At 66.4% G+C, this 16,799-nt stretch carries 11 protein-coding genes and 1 tRNA gene; 8 read left to right on the plus strand and 4 right to left on the minus strand.

What is annotated here, in order from left to right:
- Positions 1–40 precede the first annotated feature (40 nt).
- Positions 41–1,321 carry a hypothetical protein gene (locus DCM79_RS09735; protein WP_257179642.1) on the plus strand — a complete coding sequence of 427 codons (1,281 nt, stop codon included), beginning with the start codon at positions 41–43 and terminating at the stop codon, positions 1,319–1,321.
- Positions 1,322–1,355: 34 nt separating this feature from the next.
- Here DCM79_RS09735 and DCM79_RS09740 read toward each other — a convergent pair whose 3' ends face one another.
- Positions 1,356–1,598: a hypothetical protein gene (locus DCM79_RS09740; protein WP_257179643.1), complete on the minus strand. Its 243-nt coding sequence runs from the start codon at positions 1,596–1,598 to the stop codon at positions 1,356–1,358.
- A 119-nt stretch (positions 1,599–1,717) separates the two neighbouring features.
- Positions 1,718–1,794, minus strand: a tRNA-Arg gene (locus tag DCM79_RS09745).
- Positions 1,795–2,198: 404 nt separating this feature from the next.
- Between DCM79_RS09745 and DCM79_RS09750 the strand changes: the two genes are divergently transcribed.
- From DCM79_RS09750 to DCM79_RS09775, 6 genes are all read left to right on the plus strand, one after another.
- Positions 2,199–7,400: an alpha-2-macroglobulin gene (locus DCM79_RS09750; protein ID WP_257179644.1), complete on the plus strand. Its 5,202-nt coding sequence runs from the start codon at positions 2,199–2,201 to the stop codon at positions 7,398–7,400.
- 89 nt (positions 7,401–7,489) lie between these two features.
- Positions 7,490–9,598, plus strand: a complete 2,109-nt coding sequence (pbpC, locus tag DCM79_RS09755) for a penicillin-binding protein 1C (RefSeq protein ID WP_257179645.1) — start codon at positions 7,490–7,492, stop codon at positions 9,596–9,598.
- Positions 9,599–9,648: 50 nt separating this feature from the next.
- Positions 9,649–11,391 carry a glycosyltransferase family 39 protein gene (locus tag DCM79_RS09760; protein ID WP_257179646.1) on the plus strand — a complete coding sequence of 581 codons (1,743 nt, stop codon included), beginning with the start codon at positions 9,649–9,651 and terminating at the stop codon, positions 11,389–11,391.
- A gap of 1 nt (position 11,392) precedes the next feature.
- Positions 11,393–12,238: a phosphatase PAP2 family protein gene (locus tag DCM79_RS09765; RefSeq protein ID WP_257179647.1), complete on the plus strand. Its 846-nt coding sequence runs from the start codon at positions 11,393–11,395 to the stop codon at positions 12,236–12,238.
- 62 nt (positions 12,239–12,300) lie between these two features.
- Complete coding sequence (locus DCM79_RS09770; protein ID WP_257179648.1) at positions 12,301–13,053, plus strand: glycosyltransferase family 2 protein; 753 nt, start codon at positions 12,301–12,303, stop codon at positions 13,051–13,053.
- Complete coding sequence (locus tag DCM79_RS09775; RefSeq protein ID WP_257179649.1) at positions 13,050–13,388, plus strand: lipid-A-disaccharide synthase N-terminal domain-containing protein; 339 nt, start codon at positions 13,050–13,052, stop codon at positions 13,386–13,388. The genes DCM79_RS09770 and DCM79_RS09775 overlap by 4 nt, the downstream gene beginning before the upstream one ends.
- Before the next feature lie 3 nt (positions 13,389–13,391).
- Here the strand turns inward: DCM79_RS09775 and DCM79_RS09780 are convergent, their stop codons facing one another.
- Positions 13,392–14,324 carry a LysR family transcriptional regulator gene (locus DCM79_RS09780; RefSeq protein ID WP_257179650.1) on the minus strand — a complete coding sequence of 311 codons (933 nt, stop codon included), beginning with the start codon at positions 14,322–14,324 and terminating at the stop codon, positions 13,392–13,394.
- A 145-nt stretch (positions 14,325–14,469) separates the two neighbouring features.
- Here DCM79_RS09780 and DCM79_RS09785 point away from each other — a divergent pair, with 145 nt between their 5' ends.
- Entirely contained in the window at positions 14,470–14,895 is a 426-nt protein-coding gene (locus DCM79_RS09785; protein WP_257179651.1) for a nuclear transport factor 2 family protein, read from the plus strand.
- A gap of 136 nt (positions 14,896–15,031) precedes the next feature.
- Here DCM79_RS09785 and DCM79_RS09790 read toward each other — a convergent pair whose 3' ends face one another.
- The gene (locus tag DCM79_RS09790; RefSeq protein WP_257179652.1) at positions 15,032–16,723 is read right to left on the minus strand and encodes a Na/Pi cotransporter family protein; all 1,692 of its coding nucleotides are present in this window, start codon (positions 16,721–16,723) and stop codon (positions 15,032–15,034) included.
- Positions 16,724–16,799 lie beyond the last annotated feature (76 nt).

Here is a 16,799-nt window from a genome sequence, read left to right on the forward strand (position 1 = left end):
TTCCGCACGTTGAGATCCGATTGGATCCGCCAAGAGGCGCATGGAGACCATTCAGGCCTATCTGGAACGCAAGCACAGGGAACTCGGGCTGTTGAACGACTGCCTGAGGCATCGGCTTGATTTGCCGCGTCCGCGATCGGTCGACGAGGTCATCAGCGCCAAATTCCAGCTCACGGCGGCGCTGAGGGCGGAGCACGAGCTGCACGAATGGAAGGCGACGGAGACGGCCTGGTCGCACACGGCCGATCCCGTCAGCGGACCTTTCGAATTCAGCTACGATTACCAGCGGGCCGATCTGACGGTGCGCGGTCCTTCTTTCTATGAGCTCGATTGCAGCCGCGCGAGCACGGCGATCTACACTGCCTCGGGCATGGCCGCGATCTCCGCCGTGCTGCTGGCCTCCGCGCAGATCGTCGAGAAGGCCGATATTCTGGTGCTTCCGGGCTCGTACGGCGAGACGCTGGAGCTGATCCGGGGCTTTGTCCCTCATTTGCGGCTGGTGGCGCTAGAACTGCCACTGGGCGATGCGCTTGCTCGGACGAATTCGCCGCGGATTCTTCTGTTGGATTCCTGCTCAGTCGCGGGCGCTTTCGAGGCGGTGCAACGCTGTGACGGCTCCGGTCTCGATCTTCTGATCTGCGACACCACCTGCTTTGCGGGCAGGTCTGGCCGGATCCGGCGCGTCCGGAGGTGGGCCCAGCGCTACGGAATTCCGCTGGTGCTGGTGCGCAGCCATAACAAGCTCGATTCGCTCGGGGCGGAATATGGCCGCCTCGGCTCGGCGGTTTTCGTGGACGGCAATGAGCCACGGACGGAGCATCCCTGGGCGCGTCTAGCCTGCGAAACGCGCAACGCGGTGCGACTTCTCGGCGGCGCGGCGTTGCCGGCGCACTTCCCGCCCTTTGTCGGCAGCGCGGCCTATTGGGATCTCACGCAGCGGCGTGTTGCGGCGATCCTGCGCAACGGCCGCAGCATGGCGCGCCATTTTGCTGCGGAGCTCCCGGAGTTCTCGGCCGAGCTTCATTTCGCCCACGGTCTCTACGTCACCCTCCGGGGCAGGCATCCCCTCGACGAGGCGAGCGCAAGGCAGGCCGCCGCGGACATGAGCAAGAACCTGCGCGCAGAAGGCTTCCCGATCCGCCATGCCGGCAGTTTCGGTTTCGATTTCGCGGCAACCGAGTGGTTTCACGACGCGACCACGGACCGGTACAGCGTCCGGGTGGCGGTCTCGGATTTGCCGACGGAGGTGTGGGGCGATCTCACGGTGGCCATCGCGCGGTGGTGGCGGGACCATCAGTCGGCACGCGTCGGCGAGGAATGAATGTCTAGCCGACACGCCCAGGAGGGCGCCTCGATCAGTCGAGCGCCAGGCAATGCTCGAGTTGCGGCTTCTCGTGGCCGCGGCGCGACCACTCCTGAACCGCGAAGGCCAGGTGATGATGGCCCATCCCGGTGCCAAAGATGGACGCCTGAGCCACCTTGATCGGCTTCGTAACCACGTTGGTGTTCACCAAGCCTGCGTCGACTGCCAGATACGACATCGCGGCGATTGCCACCGCAGATGCAATCGCCATTCTCGTTAATTCGGATTGCTGCATCAAGAAAACCTGTCGGGCGCATTCTTGCCCGGCGCATAGATAGGAGTGATCGGCGCGGTGCAAAGACCCGGGCATGGTCACCCACGCGTTCGTGAAGAGCGGTTGGTCTGGCCACGAGCTGGCGATCCCGGCAGGATTCGAACCTGCAACCCTCAGAGTAGAAATCTGATGCTCTATCCAGTTGAGCTACGGGACCGTCTTCAGCCGCCCCGGTTTGGAGGCTGGCTGTTCATCTAGCATGCCATTATGAAAAATATCGTCTTTCGCCAAGCCTGAACCGAACCGTTTTCCTTAATGCCGCGACAAAGCGAGACGGTGGCATGTCAGGGTACCGGGTCGAGCGGCAGCGCAACGGACGATGGATCACATCGCCGGGAGTGCTGAAGAGCTTCCGGGATGTGGCCGCCGGACGACGGGTCGGGTATTGCGGCGCCATCAGGACGGCGTGCGCGGCGGTATCTCGATCGGTCTCCTCTGGGCTTGCCCTATCATGGCGAATGCGACGATTTACAGCTTTGGTTCCATCGCCTTGAGTCCGTCACCTTTCCGCGCATCTCATGCTGCCTGCGGGCAGCTGTCCGCGATTTCCGGGAGTCCATCATGATCGGTCTTGTTCGCGCCGTCACACTCTGCGCCACGCTGGCGCTCGGCCTTTGCGCGGCGCAAGCCGCGGACAAGGCGTTCAAGCGCGACGACCTCGCCGATTCCGCGATCAAGCTGGAGGCCCAGATCAAGAGCGAGGCGGGGCCGGTCGCCAAGACCAGCGCGACGCTGAAGACGGACGCCGACGCCGCTTTCCGGCGCAACGATTATCGCAGCGGGCTGTCGGTGCTCGGCCAGATCGCGGCCACCACGCCGGAGGACACCGGCAACTGGCTGCGACTCGCCAAGGTCATCTTCCAGATCTCGCCGAAGAGCTCGAGCGAGCAGACCTTCCTGCTGGAGCGGGCCTCGACCGCGGCCTACATCGCCTACATGCGCGCCGGCAATCCGGGCGAGGAGGCCGACGCGCTCGCCGTGCTCGGCAAGTCGCTGGCCGAACGCAAGCTGTGGCGGCCGGCGCTGGATGCGCTGCGGCTGTCGCTCGACATGCGCGAGGTCGCCGACGTCCGCGGCCAATATGAGAAGATGCGCGACGAGCACGGCTTCCGGCTGCTCGACTATAGCGTGGACTCGGATTCGGCGAGCCCGCGCGCCTGCTTCCAGTTTTCCGAGGAGCTGGCCAAGCGTACCGACTTCGCACCGTTCCTGGCGCTGGCGGGGCAGGACAAGCCGGCGCTGTCGGCGGAGGGCAAGCAGCTCTGCGTCGACGGGCTCAAGCACGGTGAGCGCTACAACATCAATCTGCGCGCCGGCCTGCCGTCCACGGTGAAGGAAGGCCTGCCGAAATCGGCCGAGTTCAACATCTATGTGCGCGACCGCAAGCCGTTCGTGCGCTTCACCAGCCGGGCCTATGTGCTGCCGCGAACCGGGCAGCGCGGCATTCCCGTGGTCAGCGTCAACACGCCCGCGGTCAGCATCAGCGTATTCCGGATCGGTGACCGCAACCTGATCAACACGGTGATCGACAGCGACTTTCAGAGGATGCTGTCCAAGTATGAGCTCTCAGGTCTCGGCGACGAGCGCGGCGTCAAGGTCTGGTCCGGCGAGCTCGCGACCGCGACGACGCTGAACCAGGACGTCACCACGGCATTCCCGGTCGATCAGGCGCTCGGCGAGCTTCAGCCGGGCGTCTACGTGATGACGGCCGCGGCCAAGGGCCCCAGCTCGGAGGATTATCAGCTCGCCACGCAATGGTTCATCGTCTCCGACCTCGGCGTGTCGGCCTATTCCGGCAATGACGGCATCCACGTCTTCGTCAACTCGCTGGCCTCGACCGATCCGGTCGGCAAGGCGGAGGTGCGGCTGGTCGCCCGCAACAACGAGATCCTGGCGACCCGCAAGACCGACGACAGCGGCCATGTGCTGTTCGAGGCCGGCCTTGCGCGCGGCGAGGGCGGCCTGTCGCCGGCGATGCTGACGGTCACCGGGGAGAAGGCCGATTATGCCTTCCTCAGCCTGAAGTCCTCCGCCTTCGACCTGTCCGATCGCGGCGTCTCCGGCCGCGCGGCGCCCGCTGGCGCCGATGCCTTCGTCTATGCCGAGCGCGGTGTCTACCGCTCCAGCGAGACCGTCTATCTTACCGCGCTGTTGCGCGACGGGCAGGGCAATGCCGTCACCGGTGGGCCGATGACGCTGGTGATCGAACGCCCCGACGGTGTCGAATACCGCCGGGCCGCGTTGGCCGACCAGGGCGCCGGCGGCCGGACGCTGGCCGTGCCGCTCAATTCGGCCGTGCCGACCGGGACCTGGCGGGTGCGCGCCTTCACCGATCCGAAGGGCTCCGCGGTCGGCGAGACCACCTTCATGGTCGAGGATTACGTCCCCGACAGGATCGAATTCGACTTGTCCGCCAAGGACAAGCTGATCAAGGCTAACGCTCCAGTGGAGCTTAAGGCGGACGGCCATTTCCTCTATGGCGCGCCGGCCTCGGGGCTTGCGCTCGAAGGCGACATGCTGATCGCGCCCGCGGCCGAGCGCCCGGGCTTTGCCGGCTACCAGTTCGGCGTCGCCGACGAGGAGACCAATTCGAACGAGCGCACGCCGCTGGAGAACCTGCCCGAGGCCGACGCCAACGGCGTTGCGATCTTCCCGGTGACGCTGGACAAGCAGCCGGCCTCGACCCGGCCGCAGGAGGCCCAGATCTTCGTCCGCATGGTCGAGACCGGCGGCCGCGCCGTCGAGCGCAAGATCGTGCTGCCGGTCGCGCCCGGCGCGGCGCAGATCGGCGTCAAGCCGCTGTTCGGCGACAAGAACGTCACCGAGGGCGACAAGGCCGAGTTCGACGTGGTGTTCGTCTCGCCCGAGGGTGAGCGGCTGCGCCGCGACGGCCTGCGCTACGAGCTCCTGAAGATCGAGTCGCGCTACCAATGGTATCGCCAGAACAATTACTGGGAGTACGAACCGGTCAAGTCGACCTCGCGCGTTGCCGACGGTGACGTGACCATTGCGGCCGATAAGCCCGCGCGGATTTCCCTTACGCCCCAGCCCGGCCGCTACCGGCTCGACGTGAAGTCGAACGACGCCGACGGCCCGGTGACCTCGGTGCAGTTCGACGTCGGCTGGTATTCCGACGGCAGCGCCGACACGCCGGACCTGCTGGAGACCTCGATCGACAAGCGGCAATATTCCTCCGGCGACACCATGACGGTGTCGGTCAATGTCCGCAGCGCCGGCAAGCTGACCGTCAACGTGGTCGGCGATCGCCTGCTGACGACGCAGACCATCGACGTCAAGGAAGGCACCGCCCAGGTGAAGCTCCCGGTCGGCAAGGACTGGGGCACCGGCGCCTATGTGGTGGCGACGCTGCGCCGTCCGCTTGATGTCGCGGCTCAGCGCATGCCGGGCCGTGCGATCGGGCTGAAATGGTTCGGCATCGACAAGCAGGCCCGCACCTTGCAGGTGAAGCTGTCGCCGCCGGCGCTGGTCCGGCCGAATTCGGCGTTGAAGATTCCGGTCAAGCTCGACGGGCTCAATCCGGGTGAGGACGCCAAGATCGTGATCGCCGCGGTCGACGTCGGCATCCTCAACCTCACCAATTACAAGCCGCCGGCTCCGGACGATTACTATCTCGGCCAGCGCCGCCTGAGCGCCGAGATCCGCGATCTCTACGGTCAGCTGATCGACGGCATGTCCGGCACGCGCGGCCAGATCAAGTCCGGCGGCGATGCCGGTGCCGGAGAATTGCAGGGCTCGCCGCCCACGCAAAAGCCGCTCGCGCTCTATTCCGGCATCGTGACCGTCGCCGCTGACGGCACCGCGGAAGTCAGCTTCGACATTCCGGAGTTCGCCGGCACCGCCCGCGTGATGGCGGTGGCATGGACCGCCACCAAGCTCGGCCGCGCCAACACCGACGTCGTGATCCGCGACCCCGTCGTGCTGACCACGACCCTGCCGCGCTTCCTGCTCAGCGGTGACCACGGTACGGTCAACCTGGAGATCGACAATGTCGAGGGCCAGGCCGGCGACTACGTCATCAACGTCAAGACCGGCGGTCCGGTGAAGATGACGGGCAATCCAGCGACCACCGTCAAGCTCGCCGCCAAGCAGCGCAATGCGTTCTCGCTCGCGCTCGACGCCACCGCGGCCGGGCAGGCGACGCTCGACGTCGACATCAAGGGGCCGAACGGCCTGACGCTGGCGCGGCACTACGCGTTCGACGTCAAGGCGGCGACGCAGGTACTGGCGCGGCGCTCGATCCGGACGCTTGCGAAGGGCGAGAGCCTGACGTTGACCTCGGACATGTTCTCCGACCTCGTGCCGGGCACCGGCAGCGTCTCGGTCTCGGCGAGCCTGTCGACCGCGCTCGACGCCGCGACGATCCTCAAGGCGCTCGACCGGTACCCCCACGGCTGCTCGGAGCAGATCACCAGCCGCGCCATGCCGCTGCTCTATGTCAATGACCTTGCGGCCGGCGCGCATCTCGCCATGGACACCGAGGTCGACCAGCGCATCCGCGACGCGATCGAGCGGCTGCTGGCACGTCAGGGCTCCAACGGCTCGTTCGGCCTCTGGTTCGCCGGCGGCGACGACGCCTGGCTCGACGCTTATGTCACGGACTTCCTGACCCGCGCCCGCGAGAAGGGTTTTGCGGTGCCCGATGTGCCGTTCAAGAGCGCGCTCGACCGCATCCGCAACTCCGTCGTCAACGCGAACGAGCCGGAGAAGGACGGCGGGCGCGAGCTCGCCTACGGCCTCTATGTGCTCGCGCGCAACGGGGCCGCGCCGATCGGCGATCTGCGCTATCTCGCCGACACCAAGCTGGCCAACCTCGCAACGCCGATCGCGAAGTCGCAGCTCGCGGCGGCGCTCGCCCTGGTCGGCGACCGCAACCGCGCGGAACGGGTCTATGGCGCCGCGCTCGACAGCCTCGCGCCGAAGCCCGTCCTGGAGTTCGGACGCACCGATTACGGCTCGCAGCTTCGCGATGCCGCAGCGTTGGTGTCGCTTGCCAGCGAAGGCAACGCGCCGAAGGCGACGCTGACGCAGGCGGTGTCGCGGGTCGAGACCGCGCGCGGGCTGACGCCCTACACCTCCACGCAGGAGAATGCGTGGCTGGTGCTGGCGGCGCGCGCGCTGGCCAAGGAGAACCTGTCCATGGAAGTGGACGGCCAGCCGGTCAAGACCGCGCTCTATCGCAGCTACAAGGCGGATGCGTTGAGCGGCAAGCCGCTGAAGATTACCAACACCGGCGATGCGCCGGTGCAGGCCGTGGTCTCGGTGTCGGGCTCGCCGGTCACGCCGGAGCCGGCGGCGTCGAACGGCTTCAAGATCGAGCGCAATTACTTCACGCTCGACGGCAAGCCGGCCGACATCAGCAAGGTCAAGCAGAACCAGCGCTTTGCGGTGGTGCTGAAGATCACCGAGGCCAAGCCGGAGTACGGCCACATCATGGTCTCGGACTATCTGCCGGCTGGCCTGGAAATCGACAATCCGAAGCTGGTCTCGTCCGGCGACAGCGGCACGCTGGACTGGATCGAGGACGGCGAGGAGCCCGAAAACACCGAGTTCCGCGACGACCGCTTTACCGCGGCGGTCGACCGGGCCTCGGACTCCAAGTCGGTCTTCACCGTCGCCTATGTCGTGCGCGCGGTCTCGCCGGGCAAATATGTGCTGCCGCAGGCCTATGTCGAGGACATGTACAATCCCTCGCGCTATGGTCGGACGGGCACGGGCAACGTCGAGGTGCGGGCGGCGAAGTGAGTGAGATGAGCGAGGTGACGCCCCAAACTCTGTCGTCATGCCCGGGCTTGTCCCGGGCATCCACGAACTTTGGTGCGGCTGGCGAGAACGTGGATGGCCGGGACAGGCCCGGCCATGACGGAGTGCGGGGCTGGGGCCATCGTGTCCTTTCCGTCCTCGCGTTCACCTTCATCCTCGCCATCATTGGCTTCGTCGGCTGGGTTTACTCGCTCGGTCCGCTCCCGCTCGACGAGGCCCGGCAGGTCTCCACCACCATCGTCGACCGCAACGGCAAGCTGCTGCGCGCCTATGCGATGGCGGATGGCCGCTGGAGGCTGCCGGTCGATGCCAGGTCCAACGTCGATCCGACCTATCTCAAGCTGCTGCTCGCCTACGAAGACCAGCGCTTTTACGCCCATGACGGCGTCGATCCGTTGGCGCTGGGGCGCGCTGCGCTCCAGCTCGCAACGCGCGGCCACATCGTCTCTGGCGGCTCGACCATCAGCATGCAGCTGGCCCGGCTGATGGAGCCGCGCCGGCAGCGCTCGCTCTATGCCAAGCTGCGGCAGATGGTGCGCGCGATCGAGATCGAGCGAACCCTGAGCAAGGAGCAGATCCTCGACCTCTATCTGGCGTTGGCGCCTTACGGCGGCAATCTCGAAGGCATCCGCGCCGCCTCGATCGGCTATCTCGGCAAGGAGCCGAAGCGGCTGTCGCTGGCGGAAGCCGCGCTGCTGGTGGCGCTGCCGCAATCGCCGGAGACGCGCCGGCTCGACCGGCATCCCGAGGCCGCGCGCAGGGCGCGCGACCGCGTGCTCGACCGCATGGTCGAGGAGCAAGTGGTCAGCGCAGAGGACGCCCGCCAGGCCAAGGCCGTGCCCGTGCCAAGACTGCGCAAGCCGATGCCGATCCTGGCGCCGCACGCCTCCGACACCGCGCTGTCGACGGTCAAGGACACCTCGGTCGTCAAGCTCACGCTCGATGCGAATTTGCAGAAGGTGCTGGAGCCGCTGGCGCGCGACCGCGCCATCGCGCTCGGGCCGAACATTTCGGTCGGCATCATCGTGGTCGACAACGAGAGCGGGGACGTGCTCGCCCGCGTCGGTTCGGCCGATTATTTCGACGAGAGCCGGGCAGGGCAGGTCGACATGACCCGTGCGATCCGCTCGCCGGGCTCGACGCTGAAACCCTTCATCTACGGGCTCGCCTTCGAGGACGGCTTCATTCATCCGGACAGCCTGATCGACGATCGTCCGGTTCGCTTCGGCTCCTATGCGCCGGAGAATTTCGACATGACCTTCCAGGGCACGGTGCCGGTGCGGAAGGCGCTGCAATTGTCCTTGAACGTGCCTGCGATCGTGCTGCTCGACCGGGTCGGCTCCAGCCGGCTCGCCTCGCGGCTGCGGCAGGCCGGCGGCAATCTGGTTCTGCCCAAGGACGAAGCGCCGGGGCTCGCCATGGGTCTCGGCGGCGTCGGCGTGACGCTGCAGGATCTGGCCCAGCTCTATGCGGGCTTCGCCCGTCTCGGCACCACCAGGCCGCTGCGCGAGATCGTCGCGGACAAGGACGACCGTGAGCCGCTCCGGCTGCTGGATCAGGTCGCGGCCTGGCAGGTCGGCAATGTGCTTCTGGGAACGCCGCCGCCGGAGAATGCCGCTCACAACCGCATCGCCTTCAAGACCGGGACCTCCTACGGCTATCGCGACGCGTGGTCGGTCGGGTTCGACGGCCGGATGACCATCGGCGTCTGGGTCGGCCGGCCCGACGGCGCGCCGGTTCCGGGCCTGATCGGGCGCGTCGCCGCCGCACCGATCCTGTTCGATGCGTTCGCGCGCAGCGGCAGGACGCTGGCTCCGCTGCCGAAGCCGCCCAGGGGAACCCTGGTTGCCAGCAATGCCAAGCTGCCGTTGCCGTTGAAGCGGTTCCGCCCCGTCGGGGAGCTGGTGCGGACCGGCCGCGAGCAGGCCCTGCACATCCAGTTTCCGCTGAACGGCTCGCGGATCGATGTCGATCGCTCCGGCGGGCAGGACAGCGCGGCGATGCCGGTCAAGGTCGCCGGCGGCGTTCTGCCGATGACCGTGATGGTTAACGGCACCGTGCGTGGCGAGATCGACGGCCGCCGCCAACGCCTGATCGATCCGCCCGGTCCGGGCTTTGCACGGCTCACCGTGATCGATGCCACGGGCGCCGCGGACACAGTCGTCATTCGAATTCAATGAGCCTGCCTTAAGCGGTTGTGGCGATGGCGGTTTCAGCGTAAGCGGAACCAATGGCCGAGACCTACCCAGCCCCCCGTTTTGGAGCCCCCCGCGAACCGAAATCGCCTGCAAATCCGGGCAGCGGACTCGTGCGCATGCTCGATGTCGTCACGGCCAGCCATGCCCGCGCCGTCGCCTTCCTGCTGCTATGCGCGCTGCTGTTGTTCCTGCCGGGCTTCTTCACGATCCCCCCGATCGATCGCGACGAGGCGCGGTTCGCCCAGGCCACCAAGCAGATGGTCGAGAGCGGCGACTATGTCGATATCCGCTTCCAGGAGGACGTCCGCTACAAGAAGCCGATCGGCATCTACTGGTTGCAATCGGCGACGGTGGAAGCCGCCCAGATGCTCAAGCTGCCGAAGGCCGAGTTGCGGATCTGGGTCTACCGGCTGCCGTCGCTGTTCGGGGCGATCGGCGCCGTGCTCATGACCTATTGGGCCGCGCTCGGCTTCGTCACGCGGCGCGCCGCGGTGCTGGCGGCGTTGATGATGTGCGCCTCGGTGCTGCTCGGGGTCGAGGCGCGCCTCGCCAAGACCGATGCGATGCTGCTGCTCTGCGTGGTCGCCGCGATGGGGGCGATGGCGCGGGCCTATCTGTCGTGGCAGCGCGCCGAGGACGAGACGCATCCGCCCTGGAGCTGGCCCGCGATCTTTTGGACCGCGCTTGCGGTCGGCATCCTGATCAAGGGCCCGCTGATCCTGATGTTCGCCGGGCTGACCATCGTTGCGCTGGCGATCCAGGACCGCGATGCCTCCTGGCTGTGGAAGCTGCGCCCGGTCTGGGGCCTGATGTGGATGCTGGTACTGGTGCTGCCCTGGTTCGTCGCGATCTTCTGGCGCGCGGGCGAGGCCTTCTTTGCGGACTCCGTCGGCGGCGACATGCTGAGCAAGTTGGGCGCCCAGGAATCCCATGGCGCGCCGCCCGGACTTTACCTGGCGCTGTTCTGGATCACGTTCTGGCCCGGCGCACCGCTCGCGGCGATGGCGGCGCCCGCGGTGTGGCGGGCGCGGCGGGAGCCCGGCGCGCAGTTTCTGCTGGCCTGGCTAATCCCGTCCTGGATCGTGTTCGAGGCGGTGCTGACCAAGCTGCCGCATTACGTGCTGCCGCTCTATCCGGCGATCGCCATTCTCACCGCCGGTGCGGTGGAGCGGCGCGTGCTGTCGCGCTCCTGGCTGATGCGCGGTTCGGCCTGGTGGTTCGCGATCCCTGCGGCCACCTCGATCATCGCGGTGGTCGGCGCGGTGATCCTGACGCGGCAGCCCGCCTTCGTGGCCTGGCCGTTCATCGCGGCGTCGCTGATCTTCGGCCTGTTCGCCTGGTGGCTCTACGACAACAACCGCGCCGAACGCTCGCTGCTCAACGCGCTGGTCGCGGCCCTGATGCTGGCTGTGATCGTGTATGGCATCGTGTTGCCGTCGCTGACGCCGCTGTTTCCGAGCATCGAGGTCGCGCGCGCGCTCCGCAACGTCACCTGCGTCGGGCCGAAGGCGGCTGCGGCCGGCTATCATGAGCCCAGCCTCGTGTTCCTGACGGGCACCCAGACCGTGCTCACCGACGGCTCGGGCGCGGCGGATTTCCTGCGGCAAGGCAGCTGCCGTTTTGCGCTGATCGAGCAGCGCTCGGAGCGCAGCTTCGTGCAGCGCGCCGAGGCGATCGGGCTGCGCTACAAGGTCGGGACCCGCATCGACGGCTACAATTTCTCGCAAGGCCGCGCGATCTCGATTTCGATCTTCCGGTCGGAAGGCACCGAGTAGGATGCCTGTTACGACCAGCCCCGCGCCGCGTCCGGGCTACCCCGCGCAATTGCTCGCCGTGTCGAGGCGCGCGCTGGCGCAGCTCGTCCGCACGCCCTCGCATTCACGCCGCGCCGAGGCCGCGCGCAAGCTGGCGCGGCATTCGCTGTGGCTCAGCGCGGCGGGCGCGGCCCTCGCGATCGTGCTGATGGTCGCGTTCGACCAGACCGAGATCCAGCTGATGCCTCCTCGCGGCACGCCCAGCCTGTGGCCGATCCGCATCCTGACCGATTTCGGCAAGGACGAGTATCTGCTCTCGGTGCTCGGGGCCGCGCTGGTGGTGTTGGCGTTCGTCGCGGCAGGGCTTCACGGAACGCGCCGCGCGCTGCTGCTCGGTCTCGGTACGCGGCTGCAGTTCGTGTTTCTGTCGATTGCCGTGTCGGCATTCGTCGCCGAGATCCTGAAATATTGCATCGGCCGCGGACGTCCGTTTGTCGGCGGCAAGGCCAATCCGTTCAACTTCGTTCCGTTCGAGGGGACGGGGGCGTATGCCAGCCTGCCGTCAGGCCATGCCGTGGCCGCGTTCGCCCTGGCGTTTGCGGTATCGGCATTGTGGCCGCGCCTGCGCGTCTTCATGTTCACTTACGCAATCGTGATCCTGCTGACGCGGCTGGTGCTGGTCGCCCATCACCCGAGCGACGTCGTGGCCGGCGCCCTGGTCGGCACGATCGGCGCCATGGCGGTCCGCTACTGGTTCGCGGCCCGAAGGCTGGGCTTCGCCATCCGCGCCGACGGCTCCATCGTGCCGCTTGCGGGGGCTGTCTCGGGCCGCCTCAAAAGGGTTGCCCACGAGGCATCCGCCCCATAAAAGCGGCTGCCTGCCGGGACCGCCGGTTCCAATGGCAGGCCAATTCCAACCACGAGCCTCACTTGTCGACGTCCCAGCCTTCGGTTTCCCAGCCTTCGGTTTCCATCGTCGTTCCCGTGCGCAACGAAGCCGACAACATCGCGCCGCTGATCGCGGAGATCGGCGCGGCGCTCGACGGCCGCTGGGACTACGAGATCATCTACGTCAACGACGGCTCGACCGATGCGACCGGCGAACGGATCACGACGCTGATGACGCAGCGGGACAATCTGCGCCAGCTCCGCCACGCCAGATCGGGCGGTCAATCCGCGGCTGTGCGCAGCGGGGTGCGCGCGGCGCGTGGCGTGATCGTGGCGACGCTCGACGGCGACGGCCAGAACAATCCGGCCTTCCTGCCCGACCTGATCGCGGCGGTCGAGAAGGGATCAGGGCGCGTCGGCCTCGCTGCGGGGCAGCGCGTCGGACGCAAGGATACCGGCTTCAAGAAATTCCAGTCGCGCGTGGCCAACGGCGTCCGCAACGCCATCCTCAAGGACGGCACGCGGGATACCGGCTGCGGATTGAAGGCGTTCCGGCGCGAGGTCTTCCTGATGATGCCCTATTTCGACGGGCTGCATCGCTTCCTGCCGGCGCTGGTCCGCCGCGAGGGCTACGACATCGCCTATGTCGACGTGATCGACCGGCCGCGCCATTCCGGCGTGTCGAATTACGGTTTCTTTGACCGGCTCTGGATCGGCATCATGGATCTCGCCGGCGTGTGGTGGCTGATCCGCCGCAAGAAGCCGACACCAGACGTGACTGAGGTGACCGCATGATCATCCAATACGGTCAGGCGCTGAGCAATTATCTCTACGACGTCTTCGTCGCCAAATTCGATTTCTGGCTGGCATTCGGCCTGGTCGCGCAGCTGTTCTTCACCGCGCGCTTCCTGGTGCAATGGATCGCGAGCGAGCGCGCCGGCAACAGCGTGGTGCCGATGGCGTTCTGGTTCTGCTCGATGGGCGGCGGCCTGATGACCCTGGTCTACGGCGTGGTGAAGCGCGAGCCGATCATCATCCTCGGACAATCGCTCGCGACCATTATCTACATTCGCAACATCATGCTGATCTGGAAGAACCGCGGCAGCGCCTCGAAGACGCTGGAGCGCTGATCGTCACCGGTCGCCGATAGGAGCAACCGCGTCACCGCCCGCCCTGCCTTCCAGCAATGCCCGCCGCTTGATGAAGGCTTCGCTCACAAACTCGGTGAACGCCCGGACGCGGGCGGTTTCGCGCAGATCCTCATGCGTTAGCACCCAGAGTGCCGACGTCATCGCCGCGATCGGCTCTCCGAGCCGTGTGAGTCCGGGCGAGAGGTCGCCGAGATAGCAGGGTAGTGCGGTCACACCGATGCCTTCGCGTGCCAGATCGCGGAGCGCAACAAGGGAATTTGCACGTGCCACGACTTCGGCCTCTCCGTTGACACCATGCATCCATCGGGCAATGGTGGACGCCGAAAGGCTGTCATCGGGAGCGAGCCAGCGATGGGGGGCCGAAAGACTCGGTGAAATGCCCGTGCGATCCAAGTAGCGTGGGCTGGCATAGACGGCAAAGGCCAGCGACGCGATGCGTCGCCCGACCAAATGCGACGGCGGATTGGTCGCCGGCCTGACCGCAACGTCGGCGTCGCGCCGCGTCAAACTGTACATGGCATTGGCTATGGCGATCTCGATCGTGATGCCGGAGTGCTGATCGGCGAACTCGCCGAGTGCGGCCGGAAGGACGGATACCATGAGAGTGTCGGTCGTCGTGATGCGCAACTGTCCGGACAGCTCGAGATCGCGGCCCGCGAGTCGGCGCTCCAGCGCGGCAATCGTGTCATCGACGTTCCGCGCCGCGACGATCATTTCCTTGCCGCCCGCGGTCAAGAGATAGCCGCTCGGCAGGCGCTCGAACAGGCGCAGGCCGAGCCGCTTCTCGATCACTCCAATCCGCCGCAAGACAGTGGTGTGGTTGACGCCGAGGGATCGGGCGCCGCCTGCCAGTGAACCTTCGTCGGCGACCGCGAGAACGTATCGAAGATCATCCCAATCCAGGCGCTGGACCATCAACGGACTCCGGTTCCCTGCCACGGTCGCCGCTGTGCGATTGCGCAAGATCGAACGGCAAAAGAACAGATCGCGCCCGTCAGTCTCTCGATCTACATCAACGCCACGAACAACGTGCCGTTGCCGTCAAGAAGGAGAGTCCAACATGGGCGCACCATCTCCGGAACTTTGCAATCTCTGGCTTGCCCGAGCATTCAACAGCCACAATGTAGAAGCGGCCGCCGCAATGTACCACCGCGATGCGTCGATCGTGCAAGTCGATGACGTCCACGGTGGAACCAGGGTCGCCCGTGGGGCCGACGCCATCCGCGAGACGATGGCCGCCTATATCGGATTACGGCCGCATATGGATGTCGTCACGCATCACACGACCATTGCGGGCGATTTCGCCATGACGCGCTCCCAATGGCTGATCAAAGGCATCGGGCCAGACGGCAGGCCGATCCAGGTTCATCATCATGGCATGGAGGTTCATCGCAAGCTGCCCGACGGAACATGGGTGTTCTTCATAGACCATCCATTTGGCGCTGACGCGAGCTGGAGCGTCGAGGCCCCCGATCACACAGAGTAGCGCCGGCGCGTCATGTTGCAGGGTTCGACTCCAGCCGCGAACCCAGCGGAGATAGAGGAATGGCTGCAAATTTGTCAGCGCTCGCAACGCAGCAGTCGGGTGGGCCGACGGCCTCCCGGAGCGCGTCGCGCCCGAACTAGCGCGGTATCGCCGACGCGGCATCCGAGGCGGGCAGGGCGGCTTGGTTGGCCTCGGTCCTGCGGTAGGGTTCGCCGGCCGCATCGAGCACGGGATAGGCGACCGAGCAGATGTGCGAGTGGATACGGCGCAGGTCGCGCAGCACGTCGAGATGCAGTGACGTCGTTTCGATGGTTTCGGGACGGCCCTCGCGCAGGCGATCGAGATGCCGCTCGACCGCGGCAAGCTCGGTGTTGCGCAGCGCGGTTTTCTCCACCAGCAGCTTGCGGGCCTCGTTGGCGTCGCCCGACATGAAGACGCCGAACGCGATCCGCAGCGAGTCCATCGTGCGCTTGTGGAACGCGGCGAGCTCGTCTGCCCCTTCCGCCGAGAACTGGAAACGCCGCTTGATCTTCTTTGTGGCGAGCTCGCTCAGGCTCTTGTCGATGATGTCGCCGATGTGTTCGAGGTTGATGGCGAAGGAGATGATCTCCATCGCGCGCCGTCCTTCGCTCTCGTCGAGGCTGCCCCGCATCAGCTTGGTCACGTAGAGCTTGATGGCCTCGTCGAGACCGTCGACGAGATTGTCCATCTTGGAGACCTGGTCGACCAGCATACGATCGCCCGTCATCATCGCGGCCATCACCTTGCGCAGCATGACCTCGACGAGATCGCCCATGCGCAACGTCTCGCGCGCGGCATCAGCGAGCGCCAGCGACGGCGTCTCCAGCGCGGTCTCGTCGAGATAGCGCGGCCGGGCCGGGTCGGCCTCCTGAACGCGATCCGGGAAAAGACGAGTGAGCAGGCGCGACATGGCGTCGAGCAGGCCGATGAAGACGATTGCCGTGCCGACATTGAAGGCGATGTGGAAGGCCGCCGTCATCTTGGCGAGATCCGGCTGCCAGGCGTGCATGTGCTCGGCGATCCCGCCCAGGAAGGGCAGGACCAGGGCAATGCCGATCACGCGGTTGACGAGATTGCCGACCGGCAGGCGATAGCTCGCAGGATTGTCACGCCTGGCGCCCTCGAACACGGGATTGATGGCGCTGCCGAGATTGGCCCCGAGCACGAGCGCCAGCGCCGCGTAGGGCGTGATGAACTGCGAATAGGCCAGCGACATGATCAGGAGCACGCTGGCGACGCTCGAATGCACCGCCCAAGTGACGAGGGCGGCGATCACGATGCACAGGATGGGATCGCCGGTGATGGCCGACATCACGACGCGGACGCCGGGGGCGTTCTCGGCCGGCGCCAGCGTGTCGAGCAGGATGTGCAGCGAGAGCAGCATGAGGCCAAGGCCGATGCAGACGCGGCCGATGTCCTTGATCCGCGAACGCGGGCCGGAGCGGAACGCGACGAGCCCGAGCACGAACAGGACCGGCGCAATTGCTGCGATGTTGAACGACAGCACCTGCACGATCAGCGTCGTGCCGACATTGGCGCCCAACATGATGGCAAGCGCGGCGGCGAGGCTGACAAGGCCTTCGGCCGCGAACGAGCTCGTGATCAAGGCGGTCGCCGTGCTGCTCTGGAGCAGGGCGGTGAGCCCGAGGCCGGCGGCAAAGGCGTTGACGCGGCTGCCCAGCGCCTTGCCCAGCAGGCGCCTGAGGTCCGGACCGAAGGCGCGCAGAATCCCGCTGTGGACCATGTGCAGGCCCCACAGCAACAGCGCCACGCCGCCCATGAGGTCGAGCAGAACCAACGTTCCCATTCTCCGTGTCCGGATTGGAGTCGATTGGTGAGGCTAGCGCTAAACGGCAGTGGATCAAATCATTTGTTGGCGCGTC

This window comes from Bradyrhizobium sp. WBOS07, from assembly GCF_024585165.1.
Lineage (GTDB): Bacteria > Pseudomonadota > Alphaproteobacteria > Rhizobiales > Xanthobacteraceae > Bradyrhizobium > Bradyrhizobium japonicum_B.